Origin of the sequence: Mesorhizobium sp. ESP-6-4, from assembly GCF_020164735.1 — a bacterium.
Taxonomy (GTDB): Bacteria; Pseudomonadota; Alphaproteobacteria; order Rhizobiales; family Rhizobiaceae; genus Mesorhizobium.
In genome coordinates, this window is the sequence record NZ_JAIUGS010000004.1 from 71,664 (window position 1) to 93,471 (window position 21,808).

Below are 21,808 nucleotides of genomic sequence, written 5' to 3' on the forward strand. Positions count from 1 at the left end.
CTTCAACGGCACCCTACCTTCAAGTCAGTCCGCCCGCCCTTGCCTCTCGCTCCCGGGACATGCAAGGAGTGCTTCGAGCAACGGGACGACAGGCATGGCAGTTGAAGCGTCGAGCAGCGATCTGGTGCAGGTTGTGGCGCTGCTCGCCGCGGGCGTCGTCGCCGTGCCGATCTTCAAGCGCATGGGGCTGGGCTCGATCCTCGGCTACCTCGCCGCCGGCGTGGTCATCGGTCCGTTCGGCCTGCGCATCTTTTCTGAATCGGATGCGATCCTCCACGTCGCCGAGCTCGGCGTCGTCATGTTCCTGTTCATCATCGGGCTGGAGATGCAGCCGTCGCGGCTCTGGGGCCTGCGTCGCGAGATCTTTGGACTCGGCGCGCTGCAGGTCGGCGTCTGCGCAGTCCTGCTCACTCTCGTCGGACTGGCCGGCGGCTTTCCCATCGCGCAGTCCTTCGTCGCCGGCGCCGGCTTCGTCCTGACCTCGACGGCGATCGTCATGCAGTTGCTCGAAGAGCGCGGCGAGATCGCCACGCCGAAAGGCCAGCGCATCGTCTCCATCCTGCTGCTCGAAGACCTGATGATCGTGCCGCTGCTCGCGCTTATCGCATTCCTTGCGCCCGGCGGCGCCGAAACCAGCCTTTCGGAGCGGCTGACCGAAGTCGGGATCGGCATCGCCGCGATCGTGGGACTGGTCGTGGCCGGCCGTTACCTGCTCAATCCGCTCTTCCGCATCCTGGCCGATGCCCGCGCCCGCGAGGTCATGACCGCCGCGGCGCTGCTGGTGGTGCTGGGATCGGCCCTGGCCATGCAGCTCTCCGGCCTGTCGATGGCGATGGGCGCCTTCCTCGCTGGCGTGCTGTTGTCGGAATCGACCTTCCGCCACCAGCTCGAAGCCGATATCGAGCCGTTCCGCGGCATCCTGCTCGGCCTGTTCTTCCTCGCCGTCGGCATGTCGCTCGACCTTTGCGTCGTAGCCCAGAACTGGCGGCTCATCGCCATCTATGTCGTCGCCTACATGGTCATGAAGGCATTCGGCATCTACGTCGTCGCGCGCATTCTGAAAAGCGGTCATCGCGAGGCGCTCGAACGCGCCGTCTTCATGGCGCAGGGCGGCGAGTTCGCGTTCGTGCTCTATTCGTCCGCTGCCGCGGTCGGCATCATCGACGGCCAGGCCAACGCCACGCTGACCGCCATCGTCATCATCTCGATGGTGCTGACACCGCTCGCGATCTTGGCGCTGCGTTACCTCACCCCGCGTGACGAGCAGTCCCTCGACGGCGTCGACATCGCCGACAACCTCACCGGCAGCGTGCTGATCATCGGCTTCGGCCGCTTCGGCCAGATCGCCAGCCAGCCGCTTTTGCTGCGCGGGATGGACGTCTCGATCATCGACAACGAGGTGGAGATGATCCAGGCGGCGGCCGATTTCGGCTTCAAAGTCTATTACGGCGACGGCACGAGGCTGGACATCCTGCATGCGGCTGGCGCCGGGCGCGCCCGCGCGGTGCTGATCTGCGTCGACAAGCCCGACGCCGCCGTGCGCATCGCGCAGCTTATCAAGGCCGAATTTCCACTGGTCACCATCCTGGCGCGCGCCTTCGACCGCGGCACCGCGCTGCAGCTCGTGCGCGCCGGCGTCGACTATCAGCTGCGCGAGACCTTCGAATCGGCGCTGGTCTTCGGCGGCTCCGCGCTGGAGGCGCTTGGCGTCGATCCCGAGGAGGTCGCCGAAGTCATTGAGGATGTGCGACGCCGCGACGAAGCGCGCTTCGAGACGCAATTGGCCGAAGGCGTGCGCGCCGGCCAGCGTTTCCTCAAGGGCAATATCGGCACGCCGATCCCGACGCCGCTCACGCAGCCACGCCGCGCCGGCCGCGCGCTGAACCAGGAAACCGCCGTGGTGCTGAACCAGGCAGAGACCAAGAACTGAGAGGCAAATATGGCAAAGCTTGATCCGCGAGCGCTTTCGGTCATCGCATTCTGGCGCGACGCCGGCGAGGACGCCTGGTTCGAAAAGAGCGACGCCTTCGATGCCGATTTCCGCGGCCGCTTTCTCGAGCTGCATTACGCCGCTGCGCGGCGCGAATGCGACGACTGGAATGCGCATGCCGAAGGGTCGCTGGCGTTGATGATCCTGCTCGATCAATTCCCGCGCAACTGCTTCCGCGGCACCGGCCACATGTACGCGACCGATCCGCTCGCCAGATACTTCGCCGACAGGGCAATCGCCGCCGGTCAGGACCTCAAGCTGGAAGAACCGGTTCGCGTCTTCCTCTATTTGCCCTTCGAGCATTCCGAATTGCTGGCGGATCAGGAACGGTCGGTGGAACTCACCGCCAAGCGAGCGCCGGACTATCTTAAATACGCCAATGAGCATCTGGAGATCATCCAGCGCTTCGGTCGCTTTCCGCACCGCAACCGCATGCTCGGCCGCGCGACGACGGCCGAGGAGCAGGCATTTTTGGACGGCGGCGGGTTTTCCGGCTGACCGGCCTGCTGAACTAAGCGAGCCACCATTCGCGGCCCGAAGGCAGCCGCTCGATGCCGGACGTATCGACGGCTTCGAGCCGCTCCGATACGCTTCTGCCGCCGACGGAAAGCCCTGGCGCGATCTCGGCCAGCGGCGCCAGCACGAAGGCGCGCTCCAGCATGCGCGGATGCGGCACTTCGAGGCCGGTCTCGTGGATCACCCGGTCGCCGAACACCAGGATGTCTATATCGATGAGGCGCGGCCCCCAGCGCTCCTCGCGCACGCGCTTCAGCCGCTTCTCGACATCGAGGCAAAGCTCAAGCAGCGCGCGTGGCGAAAGCGCCGTCTCGATCGCGGCGGCGGCATTGAGGAAATCGGGCTGGTCGAGCTTGCCCCAAGGAGGCGTGCGGTAGAGCGACGAGACGGCGGTGACGCGCGTCGCGTCGTCGCCGTCCAGCATGCGCAATGCCGCGCCCATGGACTTCGCCGGCTCGCCGAGATTGCCGCCGAGACTGAGGTAGACGGCGCTATTCTGGCCAGACAACGGTCACCTCGACATGATCGAGCACGCCCGGCACCGGGGCGTTCGGCTTGCGCACGGTGATCGCGGCTTTCCTGATCTGCGAGAATCGCGCTGTCAGCGCCTTCGCCACCTCCAGCGCCAGCGCCTCGATCAGGAAGCGGCGATGTCCGGTCACGATCTTTTCGATAACCGAGAAGGCGACGCCATAATTGACGGTGTCTTCGATGGAATCCTCAGTCAGCGGCCGGCTGGGCTCGACCGTCAGCTCGGCATCGACGTAGAAACGCTGGCCAAGCGTCTCCTCCTCGTCCAGCACGCCGTGGCGGGCGAAGAAGGCGCAGTTCTTCATGCGGATGAGGTACATGATCAGTGTCCGGGAGGAAGCTCGGTTTCGCGTTGAAGCATAGCATCGGTGACCGCCAGCGCATCCACGTTGATTGCGACATCGTGGACGCGAAACAGGTCGGCTCCCTTCAAGCGCAGGATGACACTGGTGGCCGCCGTGCCGGCAGCCCGTTCCGCGGGATCGCGCCCGGTGGCAGTGCCGATGAAGCGCTTGCGCGACGTCCCCGCCATCAACGGGTAGCCGAGCGCCTGAAGCTCGGAAAAACGCGCCATCAGGTCGAGGTTTTCCTCCGCCGTTTCCTTGGCGAAGCCGAAGCCGGCATCGAGCACGATCTGGCTGTCGGCGACATTGCCGGCGCGCGCGATCTCCAGCGATTTGCGCAGGAACAGGAACTGGTCCTCGATCACGTCGGGCAGCTTCTGCCGTTCGCGCCCGGTATGCATGATGACGAGCCCGGCGCCTGTCTCGGCCGCGACGCGCGCGATGCCCGGCTCACGTTGCAGCCCCCAGACGTCGTTGACGATATGGGCGCCGGCGGCGACGCCAAGCCGCGCGGTGTCCTCGCGGTAGGTGTCGACCGAGATCAGCGCCTCGCCGGAAGCGGCGAGCGCCGCGATGACCGGCAGCACGCGCGCCTGTTCTTCCTCGGCGGAGATCGGGGCGAAACCGGGCCGCGTCGATTCCCCGCCGACGTCGATGATCGCCGCGCCCTGCTTCACCATGCGGTGCGCCTGCTCCAGCGCCTTCTCGGGCGCGATGAACAGGCCGCCGTCCGAAAAGCTGTCGGGCGTCACGTTGAGGATGCCGGCGACGACCGCCTTCGGACCGAGGTCGAGATAGCGTCCATGCGCCAGCTGCCATCGCCTTGTCGTCATTGTCCATCAACCATGCGTGATCCGCGCGAAATCAATTCCGTTGCGCTGGCGACGGCCCTAAAGCAAGGTGCGTGAAGAGGCAATATGATGAACCGCTCCCTGCTCTGCGCCCTGATGCTCTCGCTCACTGCCCTGCCGGCGGGCGCGGCCAGTCTGGTCAAGACCTACAGCTATTTCAGCGTCGGCGGCCGCACGCTCGACGATATCCAGAACCAGCTGTCGAGAAACGGCCCCGAGGTGAAGAGCACCGGCTCGCGGCATCCCGGCGCCACCCAAATGGCCTTCACCACCCGCATCAGCTACGCGCAGAGCGCCGGGTCCTGCCGCATTGCCGACGCGGCCGTCACCTTGAAGGTCAAGGTGATCCTCCCCGAATGGCGGCGCCCGCGCAAATCCGATCCCGGCGTCAGGCTGGTCTGGGATACGCTCTCGGCCGACATCAAACGGCATGAGGAGCGCCATGTCGAGATCGCCAAGAACCATGCGCGCCTGCTCGAGGATGCGCTGAAGGCACTCCCACCGCAAAAGACCTGCGAGCAGGCGAAGCTCAACGCCGCCGCGGTCCAGGCAGCCGAGCTCGCCAGGCACGATCAGGACCAGGTCCGCTTCGACCGCGTCGAGAGCGTCAATTTCGAAAGCCGTATCCTTCGGCTGATGCGCTACCGGATGGAGCGTGTCGAAGCCGGCCAGCTGCCGCCGCCTTGACTTGAGAGCCGAGCCCTGTCCGGGGCCAATTTCATCCAAGCATGGTGCCAGACCGGAAAAACTTTCGAGTGATGGTCGAAATCGGCCTATATCGAACGACATAATGCGGGTTCGAAGCGCCAAAGCCTCGGGTCCACGATGAGAAATGACACGTGCGACCGGCCAAAGCCGTCTTGGCGCACCAAGCACCAGCCTTTGAAAGAATGACGCATGGACCAGACCGTCGAGAACCAGGCGATGGCGCCGAAATCCGCGCCGATGATGAGCGAGAGCGAGAAGAATGCCATCATCGGCGGCGTGCTGTTATCGATGCTGCTGGCGGCCCTTGATCAGACCATCGTAGCCCCTGCCCTGCCGACGATCGCCGGCGCGCTCGGCCATGCTGAATATCTGCCGTGGATCGTCACCGGCTATCTTCTGACCGCGACCGCGATGGCGCCGCTCTACGGCAAGATTTCCGATGTCTACGGGCGCCGCCCTGTCATCTACGCCGCCATCCTCGTCTTCCTGCTCGGGTCGCTGGTCAGCGCGCTCGCTCCCAACATGCTGGTGCTGGTCATCGGCCGCGCCATCCAGGGCGCCGGCGGCGGCGGTCTCTTCGCGCTGGCCCAGACGGTCATCGGCGACCTCGTGCCGCCGCGCGAGCGCGCCCGCTATGCGGCCTGGATCGCAGGCACATGGGCGGTCGCCAGCGTCGCCGGCCCGCTGCTCGGCGGCGTGTTTGCCGAGCATCTGCACTGGTCGCTGATCTTCTGGATCAACCTGCCTATCGGCTTCCTGGCCATGGCCATCATCAACAACCCGTTGAAGAAGCTGCCGGTCGCGGCCAAGAACCATCGCATCGACGGCTTGGGCGCCGTGCTGCTGGTTATCGCCACAACGCTTCTGCTCCTGGCGCTCAGCTGGGGCGGCAGTGCCTATCCCTGGTTTTCCCGCGAAATCCTTGGGCTGGTTGCCTGTTCGGCGGTGTTCTGGGCCTTCTTCGCGCTCAGGCTGCTCAAGGCGGCCGAGCCTTTGATCTCGCTCGAAGTCTTGAGCAACCCGATCGTGCTCGCCGGCACACTGTCGATGTTCCTCTTGCAGGCCGCAAATATCGGCGCGTCGGTATACCTGCCGGTCTATCTGCAATCGGTCGTCGGGCTTTCGGTCAGCGAATCCGGCACCGCGATGCTTGGCCTCCTGCTCGGCACGGTCGTCGGCGCGACCTTCAGCGGCCGCACGATTCCGCGCTTTGTCCACTACAAGCGCATCGCGATGATCGGCGTCGGGCTGGCCATCGTCTGCATTGGCGTGCTCAGTGCCATTGCGGAACACGCCTCGTTGCTCGAGGTGGAAATCCTGACGACTTTGATCGGCCTTGGCAGCGGAACGACATTCCCGGTTGCCACCGTCTCGGTCCAGAATGCCGTCGATCGCGCGCATCTCGGTGTCGCGACGGGCGTTCTGACCTTCCTGCGCACGCTGGGCGGCGCGCTCGGCGTGGCCATGCTCGGCGCCGTCGCGCTCGGCTACGGCCTGCCATTGTCCTCAGAAGGCTCGCACACGCATATCCATCCGGCATCGGCGTTGCCGTTCGTGATGATATTCGTCGCCGCCGGAGCAACGCTCGTTCTGGCGCTGATCACGCTAGCCCTGATGCCCGAAAAGGAGCTGCGCGGTCACGACGAGCAAACCGCCCCCGCGCTTGCGGAGTAGATCGCTTGAAGGTGTGTTGAGATTCAGGTCAGGCCGAGTCGAGAAGGGCAGTTTCCGAGAACCGGAGCGGAGCGTACTTGAAGTACGTGAGCACCGGAAGCGCAGGAAGCTGCCGTTCGCAGTCCGGCATCACCTGAATATCAATATGCCTTAATCATGCACGCCGAGCTTCTTCTGCAGGCTGGTCGACGAGGTCGTGTACTGAAAGACGATGCGCTCGCCCGGGCTGACGATCCGCTTGGCGGCCTGCGCCATCAGCGCCACCTCATGGAAGCCTGACAGGATCAGCTTGAGCTTGCCTGGATACCAGTTGATGTCGCCGACGGCAAAGATGCCCGGGATCGACGTCTGGAACTTCTCGGTGTCGACCGGGATCAGGTTCTCGTTGAGGTTAAGGCCCCATTCGGCTATCGGCCCGAGCTTCATGGTGAGGCCGAAGAACGGCAGCATGCGGGTGCACGGCACCTCGACGTCGCCATCCGGACCACCCTTGATGGTCGCCGATGACAGCTGGCCGTCGGCGCCGGCAAGGCCGCTGACCTGGCCGACCAGGAATTCGAGCTGCTTCATCTCCTGCATGGCATACATTTTGTTGACGCTGTCGGGCGCGGCCCGGAATTCCGGGCGGCGATGCACCAGCGTCACGCTTTTGGCGATCGGCTGCAGGTTGAGTGTCCAATCAAGCGCCGAATCGCCACCGCCGACGATGACGAGATCGTGGCCGCGAAATTCCTCCATGCGCCGGACCGAATAGAAGACGCTCTTGCCTTCGTACTCCTCAATGCCCGGAATGGGCGGACGCTTGGGCTGGAACGAGCCGCCGCCGGCGGCGATCACCACCACCTTGGCCTCGAACAATTCACCTTCGTCGGTGGCGACGCGGAAACTGCCGTCCTCCAGCTGTTCGAGGCTCGACACCATGCGGTTGAAGGTGAAGTCCGGCTTGAACGGATGGATCTGCTCCATGAGCTTGTCGACCAGGCCTTGCGCGGAGATCATCGGCCAGCCTGGAATGTCGTAGATCGGCTTTTCAGGATAGAGCTCGGCGCATTGGCCACCGGGACGATCGAGAATGTCGATCAGATGGCATTTCATGTCGAGCAGACCGAGCTCGAACACGGCGAACAGGCCGATCGGCCCTGCCCCGACAATGAGAACGTCCGTTTTGATGGTATCGGTCATGCGCTGCGCCCTGATTGGGAATGCGGCGAGACTGCATGAGCTATGGGCCGCTGCCAAGCTGCCGGCGCGAAAGAATATTGGGAAGCTGCCAAGGTGTGTCGAGATTCAGGTTGGGCCGAGTCGGAGTCGAAGACGGGCGCGAAGCGACCAAACTGGGTGACTTCCGAGAACCGGCCAACCCCGGCCGTAGCCTTCGTAGAGCGGAGACACTCATGAGGGCTTCGGCCGGCCAAGGCCGGAGCGGAGCGTACTCAAGTACGTGAGCACCGGAAGCGCAGGAAGTCGCCATTTGCAGGCCGGCCTCACCTGAATATCGACGCGCCTTAACCCTGGCGCGCGGGGACCCGAACCACCAGCCCGTCCAGCGCGTCGCGCACCTTGATCTGGCATGAGAGGCGTGAGTTCGGCTGGACCTCGTAGGCGAAGTCCAGCATGTCCTCCTCCATCGCCTCTGGCTCGCCGACCTCCGCTGTCCATGCTTCGTCAACATAGACATGGCAGGTCGCGCAGGCACAGGCGCCGCCGCATTCGGCTTCGATGCCCGGAACCGCATTGCGGATCGCGTTTTCCATGACCGTCGAGCCGTTTTCGGCTTCCACGTCAAACCGGGTCCCGTCATGGGCGATGTAAGTCAGCTTGGTCATTAAGTCACCTGAGGAGTCGCAGCCGAGATAATCACTCTGCCGGACAAGTCAACTGCGGCGCGAAAGCGCCACGAAATGACGTTTTTCAGAAAGGCGGGATACTAGCGGCTGATGCCGGCGATGAAGTCGCGCACTTCCTCGATCAGCGTGCTGAGCCGCTTGAGCGCCCGGACGTCTTCCGGCTGGGTTTCGATGATCGCCGCACAGTCGGCCACCGCAAAGGCGCCGATGCCGCGCGCCGAGCCCTTCAGGCCATGCGCCAGAAGCACCCTTTGCCTCGCGTCGGCATCCTCGATCTGGTCACGGACCGACAGCGACTGGTGCACGAACAGCGCCAGCACCTCGCGTTCTAGGTCGCGGTCGCCCATTGTCTGGCGTGCCAGATGGCCGAGATCCACCGGTCGGGCTCCAGCCGTTCCGGAGGCGTCGCCTCCCGGCATGGAAAACGCAATACCACTTTCGCCACGCATACGCACTGCAACTCCATCAAGCGGGCAGACGGGCCCACGAAAATAGGCGCTCCCGGTCGCCAACGGGTTAACGACTGCAGGGAAAAATGTTGTCACGGAGGCAGCCGGATCACGTCTCCGTTAACCTTATATTTAAAGTTTTACGTATCGCCCGGAATGCATGTTTTCTTTACCCCTGTGTGTCATTACGATACGAAGGTCCATTTTTCAGCCTCCTGCGCGGGATAGACAAGCCAGAATCGGGCCAGAATCAGGCCAAAATCATAAGTCCCGCGGCAGCTAGTACAGGGTAGCGAAGGCATGGCTAAGAAACCAACGACGACGAAGTCTCTCGAGAATGACGTGGCCGCGGAACTGGAAAAGGCGCTTGACCTTGACCTTAACGGCGACGAAGGCGGCCTCGACATGGCGGCGTCGATGGAGGATCTCGAGGCGCAGATTTCGGCGGCGGCCGACGAGCTGGCGCGCGAAGGGCGCAGCCACAGGACGGAGCCGGCAAACAATCCCCAACCTGCCAACCCCCAGCCTCCGAGGGCGCCCGCGGCCAAGCCGGCCGAGTTGCGCCAGGTCGAGCCGCGCAATGGGCAGCCGTCCGGCTTTACGCCTCCCACCGGCTTCACGCCGGCCAATGATGACCGCCAGAAGGACTACAAGACGCTGCTTCACAGCCTCAATCGCCGTGCATCCAGCACCGTCTACTGGGTGATCGCCTTTATCTCGCTGGCCTGGATCGCCGGCGCCGGCGGCCTGGCCAACCTGTTGTTCGGCCCCGGCATCTGGAAGATCCGTACCTTCGACCAGTTCTTCGCCCGTCCCGAGCTGATCGGCCTGGCGGTTGCCGCGATCGTTCCGGTCATCCTGTTCTGGGCTTTTGCCGCCATGATCCGGCGCGCGCAGGAAATGCGCCTCGCCGCGCAATCCATGACCGAGGTCGCCTTCCGCCTGGCGGAGCCCGAAAACCTCGCCCAGGACCGTGTCATGATGATCGGCCAGGCCGTTCGCCGCGAGGTGGCGGCCATGGGCGAAGGCATCGAGCGCACCCTGGCCCGCGCGGTCGAGCTCGAAACGCTCGTCCACGGCGAAGTCAGCCAGCTCGAACGCTCCTATTCCGAGAACGAGGCCCGCATCCGTTCGCTGGTCGACGGTCTCGGCAGCGAGCGCGAGGCGGTCGTCACCCATGCCGAGCGCGTGCGCGCCTCCATCGCCAGCGCTCACGAGACGCTGCGCGACGAGATCGGCTCGGCCAGCGACATCATCCGCGACTCGATCCTCAACGCGTCGACCAAGCTGTCGATGACGATCAACAATTCCGGCGACACGCTGATCGACCGCATCAATGAAAGCTCGACGTCGATCTTCGATTCGGTGGAATCGCGCCTTGACAACATCACGGACCGTCTTTCGACCTCCGGCGAGGCCTTCGCGAGCCTGCTCGACACCCGTATCGCCAAGCTCACCGACACCACGGACGGCCTGACACGCTCGCTGACCGACCTGCTCGACGACCGCACCAACGGCATGGTCTCGCTGCTCGGGGGCGCGGCGCGTACCTTGAGTTCGGAGTTCGAGACGAGCCTCAGCGGCATCGAGCGGACGCTGGCCGAGCGCGGTCAGGCGCTGATCAGCGAATTCCAGACCCGCGCCGAGGCGCTCGACACCGGTACACAGAAACTCAACGCCGCCCTCGAAGCCCGCGCCCGCCAGATCAACGAGACGCTGGTCGAGCGCGCCCGCGAGATCGCGCACACCTTCGCCGAGAGCAAGGACCAGCTGTCATCGATGATCGATCAGGGCAAGACGCAGATCGGCGCCGACATGGCGGACATCATCTCGTCGACCTCCTCCATGCTCGAAGCCCGCGCCACCGACTTCGCCGGGCGCATGGAAGCGGCCAGGCATGTCGTGTCGCGCTCATTCGATTCCGACATCCAGCGGCTGGCCGATGCCCGTGTCGGCATCGAGGAAGCTGTCGAGAACCACAGCCGCGCGCTTTCGGAGAGCCGCGAGCGCATGGCGGCCGCCATGCAGGAGGACCTGGCGAAATTCGCCGAAGGCCGCGTGGCAATCGATGCCGCCGTCACTAACCAGGTGCAGAAGCTGGCAGAAGGCCGCAGCCTGATCTCGCGCGCGCTGGAAGAAGACCTGCGCAAGGTCAACGAGTCGCGCGCTGCCATCGATGCGTCGCTGGGCAGCCATCTGGAGCAGCTCGAAGAAGGCCGCAACCGCCTGTCCCAGGTCTTGAACGAAGACTCCGGCAGGCTCGTCCAAGCCCGTACAATGATTGACGAAATGGTCGCCGGCCATGTCGGGAAGCTGGCCGAAGGCCGCAACATCCTGGCGCGCGCCCTGGAGGCCGATCTCAACAAGCTGCAGGACAGCCGCGCCTCCATCGACGGCCTTGTCGCCGGTCAGGTCGAGAAGATCGCCGAGGGCCGCGCGGTGCTCGCCAAAGCGCTCGAGACCGACATCATCGGCATCCGTGGCCTGATCGAGACCCACTCGACCAAGCTCGCCGAGGACCGCGGCGAGCTCAGCCGCGCCCTTGAAAGCGATCTGAGCGGCATCCGCGGCCTGATCGACAGCCACGCCGGCAAGCTCGCCGAGGACCGCAGCCTGCTGTCGCACACGCTGGAAGCCGACCTCGCCAAGCTCGCCGAAAGCCGCGCCTCGATCGACGGCCTTGTCGCCGGCCAGGTCGAGAAGCTCGCCGAAGGCCGCGACATCCTCAAGCGTGCCCTGGAAGCCGACCTCAACGCCATCAAGGGTGCCATCGCGGGACATTCGGACAAGGTTCTGGAAGATCGCTCACAGCTTTCGAAAGCGCTTGAAACCGACCTGCAGGCCGTCAGCGGCGCCATCGCCGACCATCAAAACCGGCTCGTTCAGGACCGTTCCGTGCTGTCGAAGTCTCTGGAGGACGATCTCGCCAAGCTGGCGGAGAGCCGCTCCAGCATCGACGGGCTGGTCGCCGGCCAGGTCGAGAAGCTCGCCGAAGGCCGCGACATCCTCAAGCGCGCGCTGGAGGCCGACCTCAACACAATCCAGGGCGCGATCGTCGATCATTCGCAGAAGATCACCGACCATCGCGCCGAGCTTTCGCGTGCACTGGAGACCGATATGGCTAATGCCAGCGGCCTCATGCAGACCCATGCCGACCAACTGTCGCAGAACCGGGCGACGCTGTCCAAGGCGCTCGAGGACGATCTTGCCAAGCTCGCCGAGAGCCGCGCCGGCATCGACGGCCTGGTCTCCGGCCAGGTCGAGAAGCTCGCGGAAGGCCGCGACATCCTCAAGCGTGCGTTGGAAGCCGACCTCGCCAAGCTCGCCGAAAGCCGTTCCTCGATCGACGGCCTGGTCGCCGGCCAGGTCGAGAAGCTCGCCGAAGGCCGCGATATCCTTAGGCGCGCCCTCGAAGCGGACCTTCAGAAGCTGACGGAAAGCCGCTCGGAGATCGACGACGTCATCGCCGGCCATGTCGGCAAGCTGTCCGAGGGCCGCAACATGCTGGCCAAGGCCCTCGAGGACGATCTCGTCAAGCTTGCCGATGCGCGCAAGGACGTCGACCGTTCGGTTTCCGGCCATATTGACCAGATCGCTGCCCGAAGCAGCGATATCTCGGCGGCGATTGCCGCCGATGTCGAGAAGATCGAGCAGGCCTTCAGCCGGCAGACCGGTGTCATCGAGGAGCGCGCCGGCACCATGGAGCGTGCGCTGTCGACCGGCGTCGACAATGTCCGCGGCGTGCTGGAAAAGACCGCTGTGTTCGTGGCGGGCGCGCTGCGCGACAAGGTCATGGAGATCACCAGCACCCTGCACGAGCAGGCCGGTGCGGCTTTCAGCGACGCCGACCGCAAGATCGCCGAACGCGCCGAGCAGACGTCCGCCGCGCTGCTTGCCAGAGCCGAGGACATCGCGCAGGCTTTCGAGGCGGCGGACCGCCGCCTGCACGAGCGCGCCCAGGATACGTCCAACATGCTGATGGCGCGCGCCGACGACGCCTCCAACTCGCTCATGGCCCGCGCCGAGGAAACCGCCGACAAGCTGGCAGCACGCGCCGGCGACATCGCCAACACCTTCGACGCGGCCGACCAGAAGCTGGTTGCCCGCGCCGTCGAGACGGCGCAGTCGCTGGCCGCCCGTGCCGGCGACATCCTGCGCAACTTCGAGGGCGCCGATGAGCGGCTTTCGATGCGCATCAGCGAATCGGCCGAAGCGCTGGCCGCCCGCGCCTCGGACCTCGGCCGCATCTTCGACAGCGCCGACCAGCATCTGATCTCGCGTATTGCCGAGGGCTCGGAGGCACTGTCGTCGCGGGCGTCCGAAATTGCCCGCATCTTCGACGACGCCGACAGCCGTTTGGTGTCGCGTATCGCCTCGAGCACCTCGACCATCGGCGAGCATGCCGACACGATCGTCGGTGCCTTCGCGGCGACCGAACAGCGCGTCGCCGACCGTGCCCGCCAGACCGGGCAGGAGCTTGCCGTGCATGCCCGCGAGATCGAGCAGGCGCTGGCGGGAGCCGACGAGCGGCTGGCCGCAAGCGCCTCTGCCGCGGCCGCCCGTGTCGAGGACCAGGTGGCGAGCGTGGAAAACCGCCTCGCCTACAGCGCCGAGACCATGGGCCAGAAGCTCAACGAGCAGGTCTCCAGCGCCGAGGCCCAGCTCATCTCGCGCGCCAATGTCATCGCCGAGACCTTCACGGCGGTCGGCCAGCATATCGGCCAGAGCACCAACGAGGCCGCGCGCACGATCGGCGCCAACACCCGCGAACTCAACACCATGCTCGCGGCGCGTTCGGCAGAGATGGCGAAAATCCTCGACGAGACGGCCAAACCGCTGGTCGAGCGCTTCGCCCAGGGCGGCTCCGAGCTGCAGCGCAGCATGGAAGAGGTCACCGAACGGGCGGCCGAGAAGCTGCGCAGCGAGAACACGAACCTCGTCAATGCTCTCGCCAGCCGCACGGCCGAGACGCTGTCGGCCGTCGAAGGCGCCCGCTCGTCGCTTGCCGACAGCGTGGCCGATCTTATCGGCCGCATGACGACCTCCAGCGCGCAGCTCGGCCAATTGATCGACCAGGCTGCCGTCAATCTCGGCCAGGTCGAGGAGCGGCTCTCCGGCAGCACGCAGAGCTTCGCCACGACCACGGAGAAGGCCGCCCAGACTTTCGCCAGTTCGGCGCGTCTGGTCGATTCCAACACGACACGTCTCACCGAGCTGTCCTCGGCGACGCTGCGCGAGGTGGCCTCGATCGCGACCAAGTTCGACGAACACAGCCGGTTGCTCTCCAGCGCCTCGAATTTGCTCAGCTCCGCGCAAAGCAATCTTGAGCACACGCTGGAGCGTCAGTCCTCGCTGGAAGACCTCGCCGTCGGCCTGGTCAAGAAGTCGGAAGACCTCGAGAAGGTGATGCGCTCCTTCGAAAACCTCGTCGGCCAGACGATGCAGACTGCGGAGGGCCGCACGATGGAATCGGCGGAAAAGATCCGCGCCGCCATCGCCGACGTCGTCGATTCGGCGACACGGCGCTTTGCTGACGCGACCGAAGAGATGCGTCGCACCGCAGGCTCGATCAAGAGCGAGCTCGACCTTACCCGCGCCGAGCTGAAGAAGGGCGTGATCGAGATGCCGGAGGAGGCTAAGGAATCGACCTCGGCCATTCGTCGCGCTGTCGCAGAGCAAATCAATGCGCTCAAGGAACTGTCGGATATCGTTGCGAAATCCGGTCGCAGCGGCAGCAGCGAACAAGGCGAGCCACGCGGCCTGCGCCCTGCTCCGCAGGCGCCGGCCCGAGCCGCCGAACCGCCGCTGCGCCGTCCCCCGGCCCCGCAGCCACAGCAGCAATCGCAACCAACGGCCCGCGCTCCGCAGGCGCCGCTCGCGGAGACCACGCTGCGCGGCACGCTCGATCTTGAACGCCCCGCCGAGGCGCCGCGCCGCGATCCGAACGGCAAGCCCGCGCAGGGCGGATGGGTGCGCGACCTCCTGACCAATGCCTCGCGTGAGGAAGAGCTGCGGCCGGCAACGCCGGCGGAAGCGCCGCGCGCGACGCCTGCCCAGCGCTCGCCGCTGCATGTCATGGAGTCGCTCAACTCGCTCTCCGTCGACATCGCGCGGGCCATCGACCATGACGCCTCGATCGAGCTCTGGAACCGCTACCGGCGGGGCGAGCGCGACGTCTTCACCCGTCGCCTCTACACGCTGAAGGGCCAGCAGACCTTCGACGAGATCCGCCGCAAGTATCAGGCCGAGGCGGAATTCCGCGCCGCGGTCGACCGTTACTGCGAGGATTTCGAGAAGCTGCTCAAGGACGTCTCGCGCAACGACCGCGACAACATCATGGCGCAGACCTATCTGACGTCCGATACCGGCAAGGTCTATACCATGCTGGCCCATGCCAGCGGCCGGCTGCAGTGAGCGGCCGACAAGTCTGACAAAAAAGGCGGGCCTCGGCCCGCCTTTTTCTTTTGTCCGTTGATCGATGGAATTGGTTTCCCGGCGCCTTGGCAACCGCGCTCAGATCGTCGAATCCGTCCAGCGGACGATGTCGGCCGCCGCCTGGCCGAAGGCGCTGTCCAGCGCGCCGACATAAGCCGCATTGCCGCCGCCTGAGACCGGGGCGCTCGCGGTGAAGTTCTTCGAGGCGCGCACCTCGCCGTTGCGGTCGTTCAGGATGCGCACGAACAGATCGACATCGGCATGCTCGCCGCCATTGACGCGCACCTCGAAGGAGCGCACCTCGACGATGATCTGGTAGTCGATGGCCAGTCCCTCGCCCGGCTTTCCAACGCCGGCAAAGCTGCCGGAGCGCTGGAAGGTTTCGGCCAGCCTCGCCTGCACGATCAGCGGCAGCCGGTCCGCCCATTGCGCGCCCTTGAGGAACTGGATCGACCGGTCGGAAGGCCTGATGACGATGTTCTGGCTGTCCAGCGCCTTGAGCGCCGACGGCTGGGCGATCAGGATCTGACGGCGGCTGTGGGCACGCACATCGAGCGACGGCGCGGACAATTCAAACGTGTCGAGCGGCGCCGGCTTGCCGCCCAGTGCCGCGCAGCCGGCGACCGCAAGCACCAGCAACGCTGCGGCGGACGATCTCAAACTACCCGCAACCACCCCGATCGACTTCACGCGTGATCCCCGCTGTCCCCGGATCTTACGATCAACCCGCATTTGCGGTTCATTTCTTGACGGTCGCGACGGCCGAAGTCAACGCCGTGCCCTTCCATCGAACTGCCGGACCTCGCCGGCGCCGCCGGACAGAATGCGCTGCGGGTTGCGGCTGAGGTCGGTCACCGCTTCCTCGATGCGATTGATCGAGCGCCGGCTGTCCTGCACCAGCCCCTCTACGTTCTGCAGGCCCTGGCCGGAGAAGCGCGACAGGTTGTCGACGATTGTGCCGAGGCGGGAGTTCAGCGTGTCGGCCACCTGCTTGAATGATTTCAACGTCGCCCTGGCATCGGCCATGACGCCGTTGGCCTCGCCGGAGCCGAGGAGCTTGTCGACCTTGACCAGGATGCCGTCGACGCGCACCGAAGCGTCGTTGAGCCGCTGCGCGAGCTGGCGGGCGTCCTTGATGGTCTCGTTGATGTCGTCGGAACGGTTGGCGATCTTGTCGGTGACCTTGGCGATGTCGGACGCCGCCTTGTCGGCGTTGGCGCTGGCCTTCTGGATGTTGGCCAAAGCGGCCTTGACGTCGGCGGGATCGATGCCGTCGAGCACGCTGTTGACCTTGGCCAATGTCCCTTGCGTCTGCTTGGCGAAATCGTTGATCGAGCCGACCGCCGTGTTGACGTTGTCGATGACGGTATCGAACTGCTTCGAGGTCTCTTTCAGGTTCGTCGTCACCGTGTCGACATTGGCCACGATGCTCTTGATCTGGTCCTTGTCGACGGAATTGAGCAGGCCTTCGGCGGCCTTCAGCGTGCTGTCGAGCCGGCCCGAGACATTCTTCAGCTGATCCGAAAGCGAGCTCACCGCCGACAGGAACTTGTCGATGCCGTCGGAATTCTTGGCCAGCGCGTCCGAGAAGGTCTCGACGTTCTTGACCGTCTGCGTCAGCGGACCGCGAACGTCCTTGGTGAAGCCTTCGAGCTCGCCAAGCACCTTGTCAGCGCGGGTAAAGATGTTCTGCGCCGTCTGCAAAAGGTTGGTGACCGCGGACGGATTGGCGACGATTTCGGCGACCTTGCCTTCCTTCTCCGCTTCGTCGAGCAGCCTGGTCTCCTTCGGATCGGCGCCCTTGAGCTCGATATTGGCCTGGCCGCTGAGGCCGGTCAGTCCGATATCGGCCTGCGTCGATTTGGTGATCGGCGTCCAACGGGCGATTTCGGTGTCGGCGATGGCGACGGTCGGATCGTCGCCGTCGATATAGACGTTCTTCACGTCACCCACCCTGACGCCGTTGAACAGCACAAGGCTGCCGCGGCTGAGGCCGGAGGCCGAGCCCGGGATGCGCACGCGCAGCATCGCCGTTTCGCCCCTGTCGCCGATGGCGGCCGTCCAATAGACGAAGGCGAAGGCAGCCAGGATCGCGCCAAGCGTGAAGATGCCGACAATTATGTAGTTGGCTCTTGTTTCCATCGCCCCACTTATGGCTATGCGCGCGCCGCAAGATCAAGTTGCCGGGCGCGTTTTCCGCGGAAATAGGATTTCACCCACGGCTCGTCGCTCTTCAGCATGTCGTCGATCGTACCTTCGACCAGCACCTTCTTCTTGCCGAGCACCGCGACGTGATCGCAAGCGGTAAACAGCGTGTCGAGATCGTGCGTGACCATGTAGACGGTCAGATCCATCGTGTCGCGCAGCTTGACGACGAGCTCGTCGAACTCGGCGGCGCTGATCGGGTCGAGCCCCGAGGTCGGCTCGTCGAGAAAGACGATGTCGGGATCGAGCGCCAGGGCGCGCGCCAGCGCCGCGCGCTTGATCATGCCGCCGGACAGTTCGGACGGGAATTTCAGCGCGGCGTCGGGCGGCAACCCGACCAGCTCGATCTTGAGCAAGGCCAACTCGTCCATCAGCGCCTTGGGCAGGTCGAGATATTCGCGCATCGGCACCTGCACGTTTTCCATCACCGTCAGCGCTGAAAACAGCGCGCCATGCTGGAAAAGAACGCCAAGCCGCATGTCGATGCGCAGGCGATCGGCGTCGCTGGCCTTGTCGACGTCGACGCCGAACAGGCTGATCGTCCCCGATTGCTTCGGCATCAGCCCCAATATGGTGCGCAACAGTACCGATTTGCCGGCGCCCGAAGCGCCGACGAAGCCGAGGATTTCCCCACGCTTGATATCGAGCGAGAGCTTGTCGAGGATCACCTTGTCGCCGATCGCGACGGTAACGTCGCGAACCGAAAGCACGATTTCGTCGTCATTCGTGTCCTGCGCTGCCGTGGCGCCGTTGCCGTTCGCCATCTCAGAACCCGATCGCTGCGTAGAACATGGCGAAAAGCCCGTCGAGGATGATGACGACGAAGATCGACTTCACCACCGACGCGGTCACGTGCAGGCCGAGCGATTCGGCGCTGCCGCCGACCTTCATACCCTCGACCGACGCGATGATGCCGATGATGAGGGCCATGAACGGCGCCTTGATCAGGCCGGCAAAGATGGTGCTGAGGTCGATGGCGACGCGCAGCCTGTCGATGAACGCGGCCGGCGGGATATCGGAATAGAGCCAGGCGGCAACGATGCCGCCGCCAAGCGCGGCAAAATTGGCGATGATCGTGAGGCATGGCAGCCCGATCACCAGCGCGACGAGCCGCGGAAAGACCAGCACGCCGATCGGATTGAGGCCGATCACCTTCAGCGCGTCGACCTCCTCGCGCATTTTCATCGAGCCGATCTCGGCGGTGATGGCGCTGCCCGAACGGCCGGCGAGCATGATCGCCGTCATCAGCACGCCGAGCTCACGCAGGATCAGCACGCCGACGAGGTCGACGACGAAGATGTTGGCGCCGAAATAGCTGAGCTGGTAGGCGCCCTGCTGGGCGACGATGGCGCCGACAATGGCCGACATCAGCACCACCACCGGTATCGCGCCGACGCCCATCCGATCGATCTGGTTGAAGATCGCGGCTGGGTTGACCGCGTGGCCGCGGCCGAGCTTCATCTGCGCGCCGCGGATCGTGGCGCCGAGAATGTTCATGGAGGCGAAGAAATCGTCGCGCATCTCGTAGACACGCCGGCCAACCAGCTCCAGCGCGCGCAGGATGATGTTGGGCGGCCCGGACGGACCCGATTCGGGCTCCCGGCGAACCGCATCGCCGACCGCGCCGAGCAGGATCGAGGCGATCTCGCTCTGCCCCTGCAAATGGACCTCGACGCCTTTCTTCTCGAAGGCGCTGGCCAACCGGTCGATAAGCCATGCGCCGGCGGTGTCCATCTTTTCGATGTGGGAAAGGTCGAGCATCAGCTGTTTTGCGCCGCTTCTCTGCTCGATCCTGCGCATGTCGGCATCGACCAGCGCCACAGTGCGCGTCGTCCACACGCCAGAAAAGGCGCAGCCCAGCACGCCCCCTTCCTCGCCCACGGCAATGCGAGGCCGGTGCTCGGCGTCCTTGGCCTCGCCGCTTGCGTCGCGTTTGCGGATGGTCAACATGGCGTCCTGTTTAGCGTGACCGGACTGGCGTGTCGATTTGCCGGCAGACCGGTGTCGCACAGCCGGAGAAGAAAATTATGGCGCGTGTCATTTCGGTCGAGATGGAGCGGTTCCCGATCGCCGGCACCTTCACCATCTCACGCGGATCCAAAACCGAGGCCGAAGTCATCACCGTAACGATCGCTGACGGGGGACGTTCCGGGCGCGGCGAGTGTGTGCCCTACAGGCGCTACGGCGAGACCATGGAGGGGGTGCGCGCGGCCATCGAGTCCATGCGCGATCCGGTCGTCGCCGGCATCGACCGGACTGCCTTGCTCGCGGCCATGCCCGCCGGTGCCGCACGAAACGCCATCGACTGCGCCCTTTGGGACCTGGAAGCCAAGCTGACCGGAACGCCGGTGGCGGCGACCATCGGGGCGCTTCCGACGAGGCCACTGGAAACCGCCTACACACTGTCGCTCGCCGAACCGGACGCCATGGCGGCGCAAGCACGCGCCAATGCCGCGCGACCCCTCCTCAAGGTCAAGATCGGCGGCGACGACGACATGGCAAGGATCCGCGCGGTGACGGAAGCCGCTCCCGAAAGCCGCATCATCCTCGATGCCAACGAGGGCTGGACCGACGAAAATGTCGAGGCGAACCTCAGCTTCGCCGCGCAGCACGGCGTCGCGCTTGTCGAACAGCCGCTGCCGGCGGGCAAAGACGACATTCTGCGCCGGATCGCGCATCCGGTGCCGGTCTGCGCCGACGAAAGCGTGCATGCGGCAAAGGACCTCGATGCGCTGACCGGGCTCTATGACGCCGTCAACATCAAGCTCGACAAATCCGGCGGCCTGACCGAGGCGTTGAAGTTGCGCGACCGCGCGCGCGAACTCGGCTTCGGCATCATGGTGGGCTGCATGGTCGGCACCTCGCTTGCCATGGCCCCGGCGGTGCTGCTCGCGCACGACGCCGACTTCGTCGACCTAGACGGTCCGCTGCTGCTGGCACGAGATCGCGAGCCCGGTCTCGTCTACCGGGGATCGCTGGTTTCACCCCCCGACAGGGTGCTTTGGGGCTGAACGGGAAGCTAGGCCTATCAGCACCATGCCGACGACCGCGATCGGGATCATCGCCCAGAAACCGTCGACGCCCAAACGGTCATAGAGCGGGCCTGAAGCGAGCGTCACCGCCGCCATGAAGAAGCCGTTGAAGAAATAGGCGATGCCTTGCGCGGCGCCCGTGCGCTCTTCGGAGACCGTTTCGCCGATCATCTTCTGCAGGCCGATCAACACCATCGCCACCGATACCGAATGCAGCGTCTGGACGCCGAAGAAGCCGGCGACGCCCAGGCCGAGCGGCCAGACCAGCGGAAAGGCGATCCAGCGCACGATCGAACCGATGCCGGCGATCACCATCACCCTGGCGACCGAGATGGAAGCAAAAATACGATTGAAAAACAGAAACATGCAGACTTCCGACACCACGCCCCAGGCCCATAGCAGGCCAACGACGGAATCGCCGATTCCGATCGATTTCCAGTAGATCGAGACGAAGCCGTAGAGGAAGGCATGGCTGGCGCTGATGATGCCGACGCCAAGCGTGAAATAGAGGAAATAGGCATTGAACAGGCTCGGCGCCTTGTGCTGGATCTCGGTCGCCGAAAGCGGCGAGGCCTTGCGCGGCCGCCCCATGCGCGGCGACAGCAGCGCCGCGACCAGGGCCGCGCCGAGCGCGATGAAGATGATGACCGGGACCGCCTGCGGACCCGTGGCCGCCAGGATGAACCCGCCCACGACATTGGCGCACAGATACGAGATCGACCCCCATTTGCGCATTGCCGTGTAGTTCGAGCCGAAACGGCGCACGCCCGAAAGCGCCAGCGAATCGGCCATCGGCGAATGCGGCGTCCAGACGATCGTCAAAAGCAGCGACACGGCGAGCACGACGGCATAGGTGGCCGGCAGGAAATAGCCGGCAGAGATGACCATGGAGGCCGCAACCACCGCGATATAGACATCGGCGCGATCCCGGGCCCGGTCGGCAAGCGCGGTCAGCATCGGCGTCGTCAACACGCGCAGGAACATCGGCGCGGCCAGGATGACCGCAATCTGCTCGGCATGAAAACCTTTCGCCTGCAGCCAGAGCGGAAAGTAAGGCAGATGCGTGCCTTGCGAGACGAACAAGGTCGCGAAGATCAGGCTCATGCGCAGTTCGAAATGGCTCGGCTTGACAAGCTGTTCGGGCGATAGCGGCGGCAGCGACATGAATCGATCCAATTTCGCTGCATTCGATTCCCGTGCAACGTCTCTCGATCCCTAACATGCGG

The 21,808-nt window shown here is 64.9% G+C and carries 17 protein-coding genes; 6 read left to right on the forward strand and 11 right to left on the reverse strand.

Features of this window, described 5'->3' with window-relative positions; translation table 11 throughout:
• The first annotated feature begins 94 nt into the window (after nt 1-94).
• Together LB523_RS09915 and LB523_RS09920 are read left to right on the forward strand one after the other, a co-directional pair.
• The gene (locus tag LB523_RS09915; RefSeq protein ID WP_224602481.1) at nt 95-1,930 is read left to right on the forward strand and encodes a monovalent cation:proton antiporter-2 (CPA2) family protein; all 1,836 of its coding nucleotides are present in this window, start codon (nt 95-97) and stop codon (nt 1,928-1,930) included.
• Nucleotides 1,931-1,939: 9 nt separating this feature from the next.
• Nucleotides 1,940-2,488 (forward strand): DUF924 family protein, encoded by a 549-nt coding sequence (locus LB523_RS09920; protein WP_224602482.1) that lies wholly within the window; start codon nt 1,940-1,942, stop codon nt 2,486-2,488.
• Between the two features lie 13 nt (nt 2,489-2,501).
• Here LB523_RS09920 and folK read toward each other — a convergent pair whose 3' ends face one another.
• Genes folK through folP form a run of 3 tightly spaced genes read right to left on the reverse strand, consistent with a single transcriptional unit; the run spans nt 2,502 to nt 4,214 of the window.
• Nucleotides 2,502-3,014 (reverse strand): 2-amino-4-hydroxy-6-hydroxymethyldihydropteridine diphosphokinase, encoded by a 513-nt coding sequence (gene folK / locus LB523_RS09925; protein ID WP_140841127.1) that lies wholly within the window; start codon nt 3,012-3,014, stop codon nt 2,502-2,504.
• Nucleotides 2,998-3,357 carry a dihydroneopterin aldolase gene (gene folB, locus LB523_RS09930; protein ID WP_095765255.1) on the reverse strand — a complete coding sequence of 120 codons (360 nt, stop codon included), beginning with the start codon at nt 3,355-3,357 and terminating at the stop codon, nt 2,998-3,000. Before folB ends, folK begins: the two co-directional genes overlap by 17 nt.
• A 2-nt stretch (nt 3,358-3,359) precedes the next feature.
• Nucleotides 3,360-4,214 carry a dihydropteroate synthase gene (gene folP / locus LB523_RS09935; protein WP_224532040.1) on the reverse strand — a complete coding sequence of 285 codons (855 nt, stop codon included), beginning with the start codon at nt 4,212-4,214 and terminating at the stop codon, nt 3,360-3,362.
• Between the two features lie 84 nt (nt 4,215-4,298).
• Here folP and LB523_RS09940 point away from each other — a divergent pair, with 84 nt between their 5' ends.
• Together LB523_RS09940 and LB523_RS09945 are read left to right on the forward strand one after the other, a co-directional pair.
• Nucleotides 4,299-4,919, forward strand: coding sequence for a DUF922 domain-containing Zn-dependent protease (locus LB523_RS09940; protein ID WP_095765253.1), 621 nt, complete (start codon nt 4,299-4,301; stop codon nt 4,917-4,919).
• A gap of 210 nt (nt 4,920-5,129) precedes the next feature.
• Nucleotides 5,130-6,614, forward strand: coding sequence for an MDR family MFS transporter (locus tag LB523_RS09945; RefSeq protein ID WP_224602483.1), 1,485 nt, complete (start codon nt 5,130-5,132; stop codon nt 6,612-6,614).
• Nucleotides 6,615-6,764: 150 nt separating this feature from the next.
• Here LB523_RS09945 and LB523_RS09950 read toward each other — a convergent pair whose 3' ends face one another.
• From LB523_RS09950 to LB523_RS09960, 3 genes are all read right to left on the reverse strand, one after another.
• On the reverse strand, nt 6,765-7,796 hold the full coding sequence (locus tag LB523_RS09950) for an NAD(P)/FAD-dependent oxidoreductase (protein WP_140841121.1): 1,032 nt from the start codon (nt 7,794-7,796) through the stop codon (nt 6,765-6,767).
• Between the two features lie 323 nt (nt 7,797-8,119).
• A complete protein-coding gene (locus tag LB523_RS09955) occupies nt 8,120-8,440 on the reverse strand; it encodes a 2Fe-2S iron-sulfur cluster-binding protein (RefSeq protein WP_095765250.1) in 321 nt (106 codons plus the stop codon).
• 101 nt (nt 8,441-8,541) lie between these two features.
• Nucleotides 8,542-8,910, reverse strand: a complete 369-nt coding sequence (locus tag LB523_RS09960) for an Hpt domain-containing protein (protein ID WP_224602484.1) — start codon at nt 8,908-8,910, stop codon at nt 8,542-8,544.
• A 300-nt stretch (nt 8,911-9,210) separates the two neighbouring features.
• Here LB523_RS09960 and LB523_RS09965 point away from each other — a divergent pair, with 300 nt between their 5' ends.
• On the forward strand, nt 9,211-15,324 hold the full coding sequence (locus LB523_RS09965; protein ID WP_224602485.1) for a kinesin: 6,114 nt from the start codon (nt 9,211-9,213) through the stop codon (nt 15,322-15,324).
• A 99-nt stretch (nt 15,325-15,423) separates the two neighbouring features.
• On the opposite strand, the gene LB523_RS09970 is transcribed toward LB523_RS09965, so the two are convergent.
• Genes LB523_RS09970 through LB523_RS09985 form a run of 4 tightly spaced genes read right to left on the reverse strand, consistent with a single transcriptional unit; the run spans nt 15,424 to nt 19,500 of the window.
• On the reverse strand, nt 15,424-16,077 hold the full coding sequence (locus tag LB523_RS09970) for an ABC-type transport auxiliary lipoprotein family protein (RefSeq protein ID WP_224532044.1): 654 nt from the start codon (nt 16,075-16,077) through the stop codon (nt 15,424-15,426).
• A gap of 36 nt (nt 16,078-16,113) precedes the next feature.
• A complete protein-coding gene (locus tag LB523_RS09975) occupies nt 16,114-17,487 on the reverse strand; it encodes an MCE family protein (RefSeq protein WP_224602486.1) in 1,374 nt (457 codons plus the stop codon).
• Nucleotides 17,488-17,501: 14 nt separating this feature from the next.
• On the reverse strand, nt 17,502-18,314 hold the full coding sequence (locus LB523_RS09980) for an ABC transporter ATP-binding protein (RefSeq protein ID WP_140694926.1): 813 nt from the start codon (nt 18,312-18,314) through the stop codon (nt 17,502-17,504).
• A gap of 1 nt (nt 18,315) precedes the next feature.
• Nucleotides 18,316-19,500 carry an ABC transporter permease gene (locus LB523_RS09985; RefSeq protein ID WP_224602487.1) on the reverse strand — a complete coding sequence of 395 codons (1,185 nt, stop codon included), beginning with the start codon at nt 19,498-19,500 and terminating at the stop codon, nt 18,316-18,318.
• Nucleotides 19,501-19,577: 77 nt separating this feature from the next.
• Between LB523_RS09985 and dgcA the strand changes: the two genes are divergently transcribed.
• Complete coding sequence (gene dgcA / locus LB523_RS09990; RefSeq protein ID WP_224602488.1) at nt 19,578-20,561, forward strand: N-acetyl-D-Glu racemase DgcA; 984 nt, start codon at nt 19,578-19,580, stop codon at nt 20,559-20,561.
• On the opposite strand, the gene LB523_RS09995 is transcribed toward dgcA, so the two are convergent.
• Nucleotides 20,532-21,746: an MFS transporter gene (locus LB523_RS09995; RefSeq protein WP_224602490.1), complete on the reverse strand. Its 1,215-nt coding sequence runs from the start codon at nt 21,744-21,746 to the stop codon at nt 20,532-20,534. The two genes, dgcA and LB523_RS09995, sit on opposite strands and share 30 nt — an antisense overlap.
• Between the last annotated feature and the right edge of the window lie 62 nt (nt 21,747-21,808).

Excerpts from the sequence above, each read along its gene's own strand:
- LB523_RS09915 (WP_224602481.1), top strand. The coding sequence starts at position 95 with ATGGCAGTTGAAGCGTCGAGCAGCGATCTGGTGCAGGTTGTGGCGCTG.
- LB523_RS09920 (WP_224602482.1), top strand. The coding sequence starts at position 1,940 with ATGGCAAAGCTTGATCCGCGAGCGCTTTCGGTCATCGCATTCTGGCGC.
- folB (WP_095765255.1), bottom strand. The coding sequence starts at position 3,357 with ATGTACCTCATCCGCATGAAGAACTGCGCCTTCTTCGCCCGCCACGGC.
- folP (WP_224532040.1), bottom strand. The coding sequence starts at position 4,214 with ATGACGACAAGGCGATGGCAGCTGGCGCATGGACGCTATCTCGACCTC.
- LB523_RS09940 (WP_095765253.1), top strand. The coding sequence starts at position 4,299 with ATGATGAACCGCTCCCTGCTCTGCGCCCTGATGCTCTCGCTCACTGCC.
- LB523_RS09945 (WP_224602483.1), top strand. The coding sequence starts at position 5,130 with ATGGACCAGACCGTCGAGAACCAGGCGATGGCGCCGAAATCCGCGCCG.
- LB523_RS09950 (WP_140841121.1), bottom strand. The coding sequence starts at position 7,796 with ATGACCGATACCATCAAAACGGACGTTCTCATTGTCGGGGCAGGGCCG.
- LB523_RS09955 (WP_095765250.1), bottom strand. The coding sequence starts at position 8,440 with ATGACCAAGCTGACTTACATCGCCCATGACGGGACCCGGTTTGACGTG.
- LB523_RS09960 (WP_224602484.1), bottom strand. The coding sequence starts at position 8,910 with ATGCGTGGCGAAAGTGGTATTGCGTTTTCCATGCCGGGAGGCGACGCC.
- LB523_RS09965 (WP_224602485.1), top strand. The coding sequence starts at position 9,211 with ATGGCTAAGAAACCAACGACGACGAAGTCTCTCGAGAATGACGTGGCC.
- LB523_RS09970 (WP_224532044.1), bottom strand. The coding sequence starts at position 16,077 with ATGCGGGTTGATCGTAAGATCCGGGGACAGCGGGGATCACGCGTGAAG.
- LB523_RS09975 (WP_224602486.1), bottom strand. The coding sequence starts at position 17,487 with ATGGAAACAAGAGCCAACTACATAATTGTCGGCATCTTCACGCTTGGC.
- LB523_RS09980 (WP_140694926.1), bottom strand. The coding sequence starts at position 18,314 with ATGGCGAACGGCAACGGCGCCACGGCAGCGCAGGACACGAATGACGAC.
- LB523_RS09985 (WP_224602487.1), bottom strand. The coding sequence starts at position 19,500 with ATGTTGACCATCCGCAAACGCGACGCAAGCGGCGAGGCCAAGGACGCC.
- dgcA (WP_224602488.1), top strand. The coding sequence starts at position 19,578 with ATGGCGCGTGTCATTTCGGTCGAGATGGAGCGGTTCCCGATCGCCGGC.
- LB523_RS09995 (WP_224602490.1), bottom strand. The coding sequence starts at position 21,746 with ATGTCGCTGCCGCCGCTATCGCCCGAACAGCTTGTCAAGCCGAGCCAT.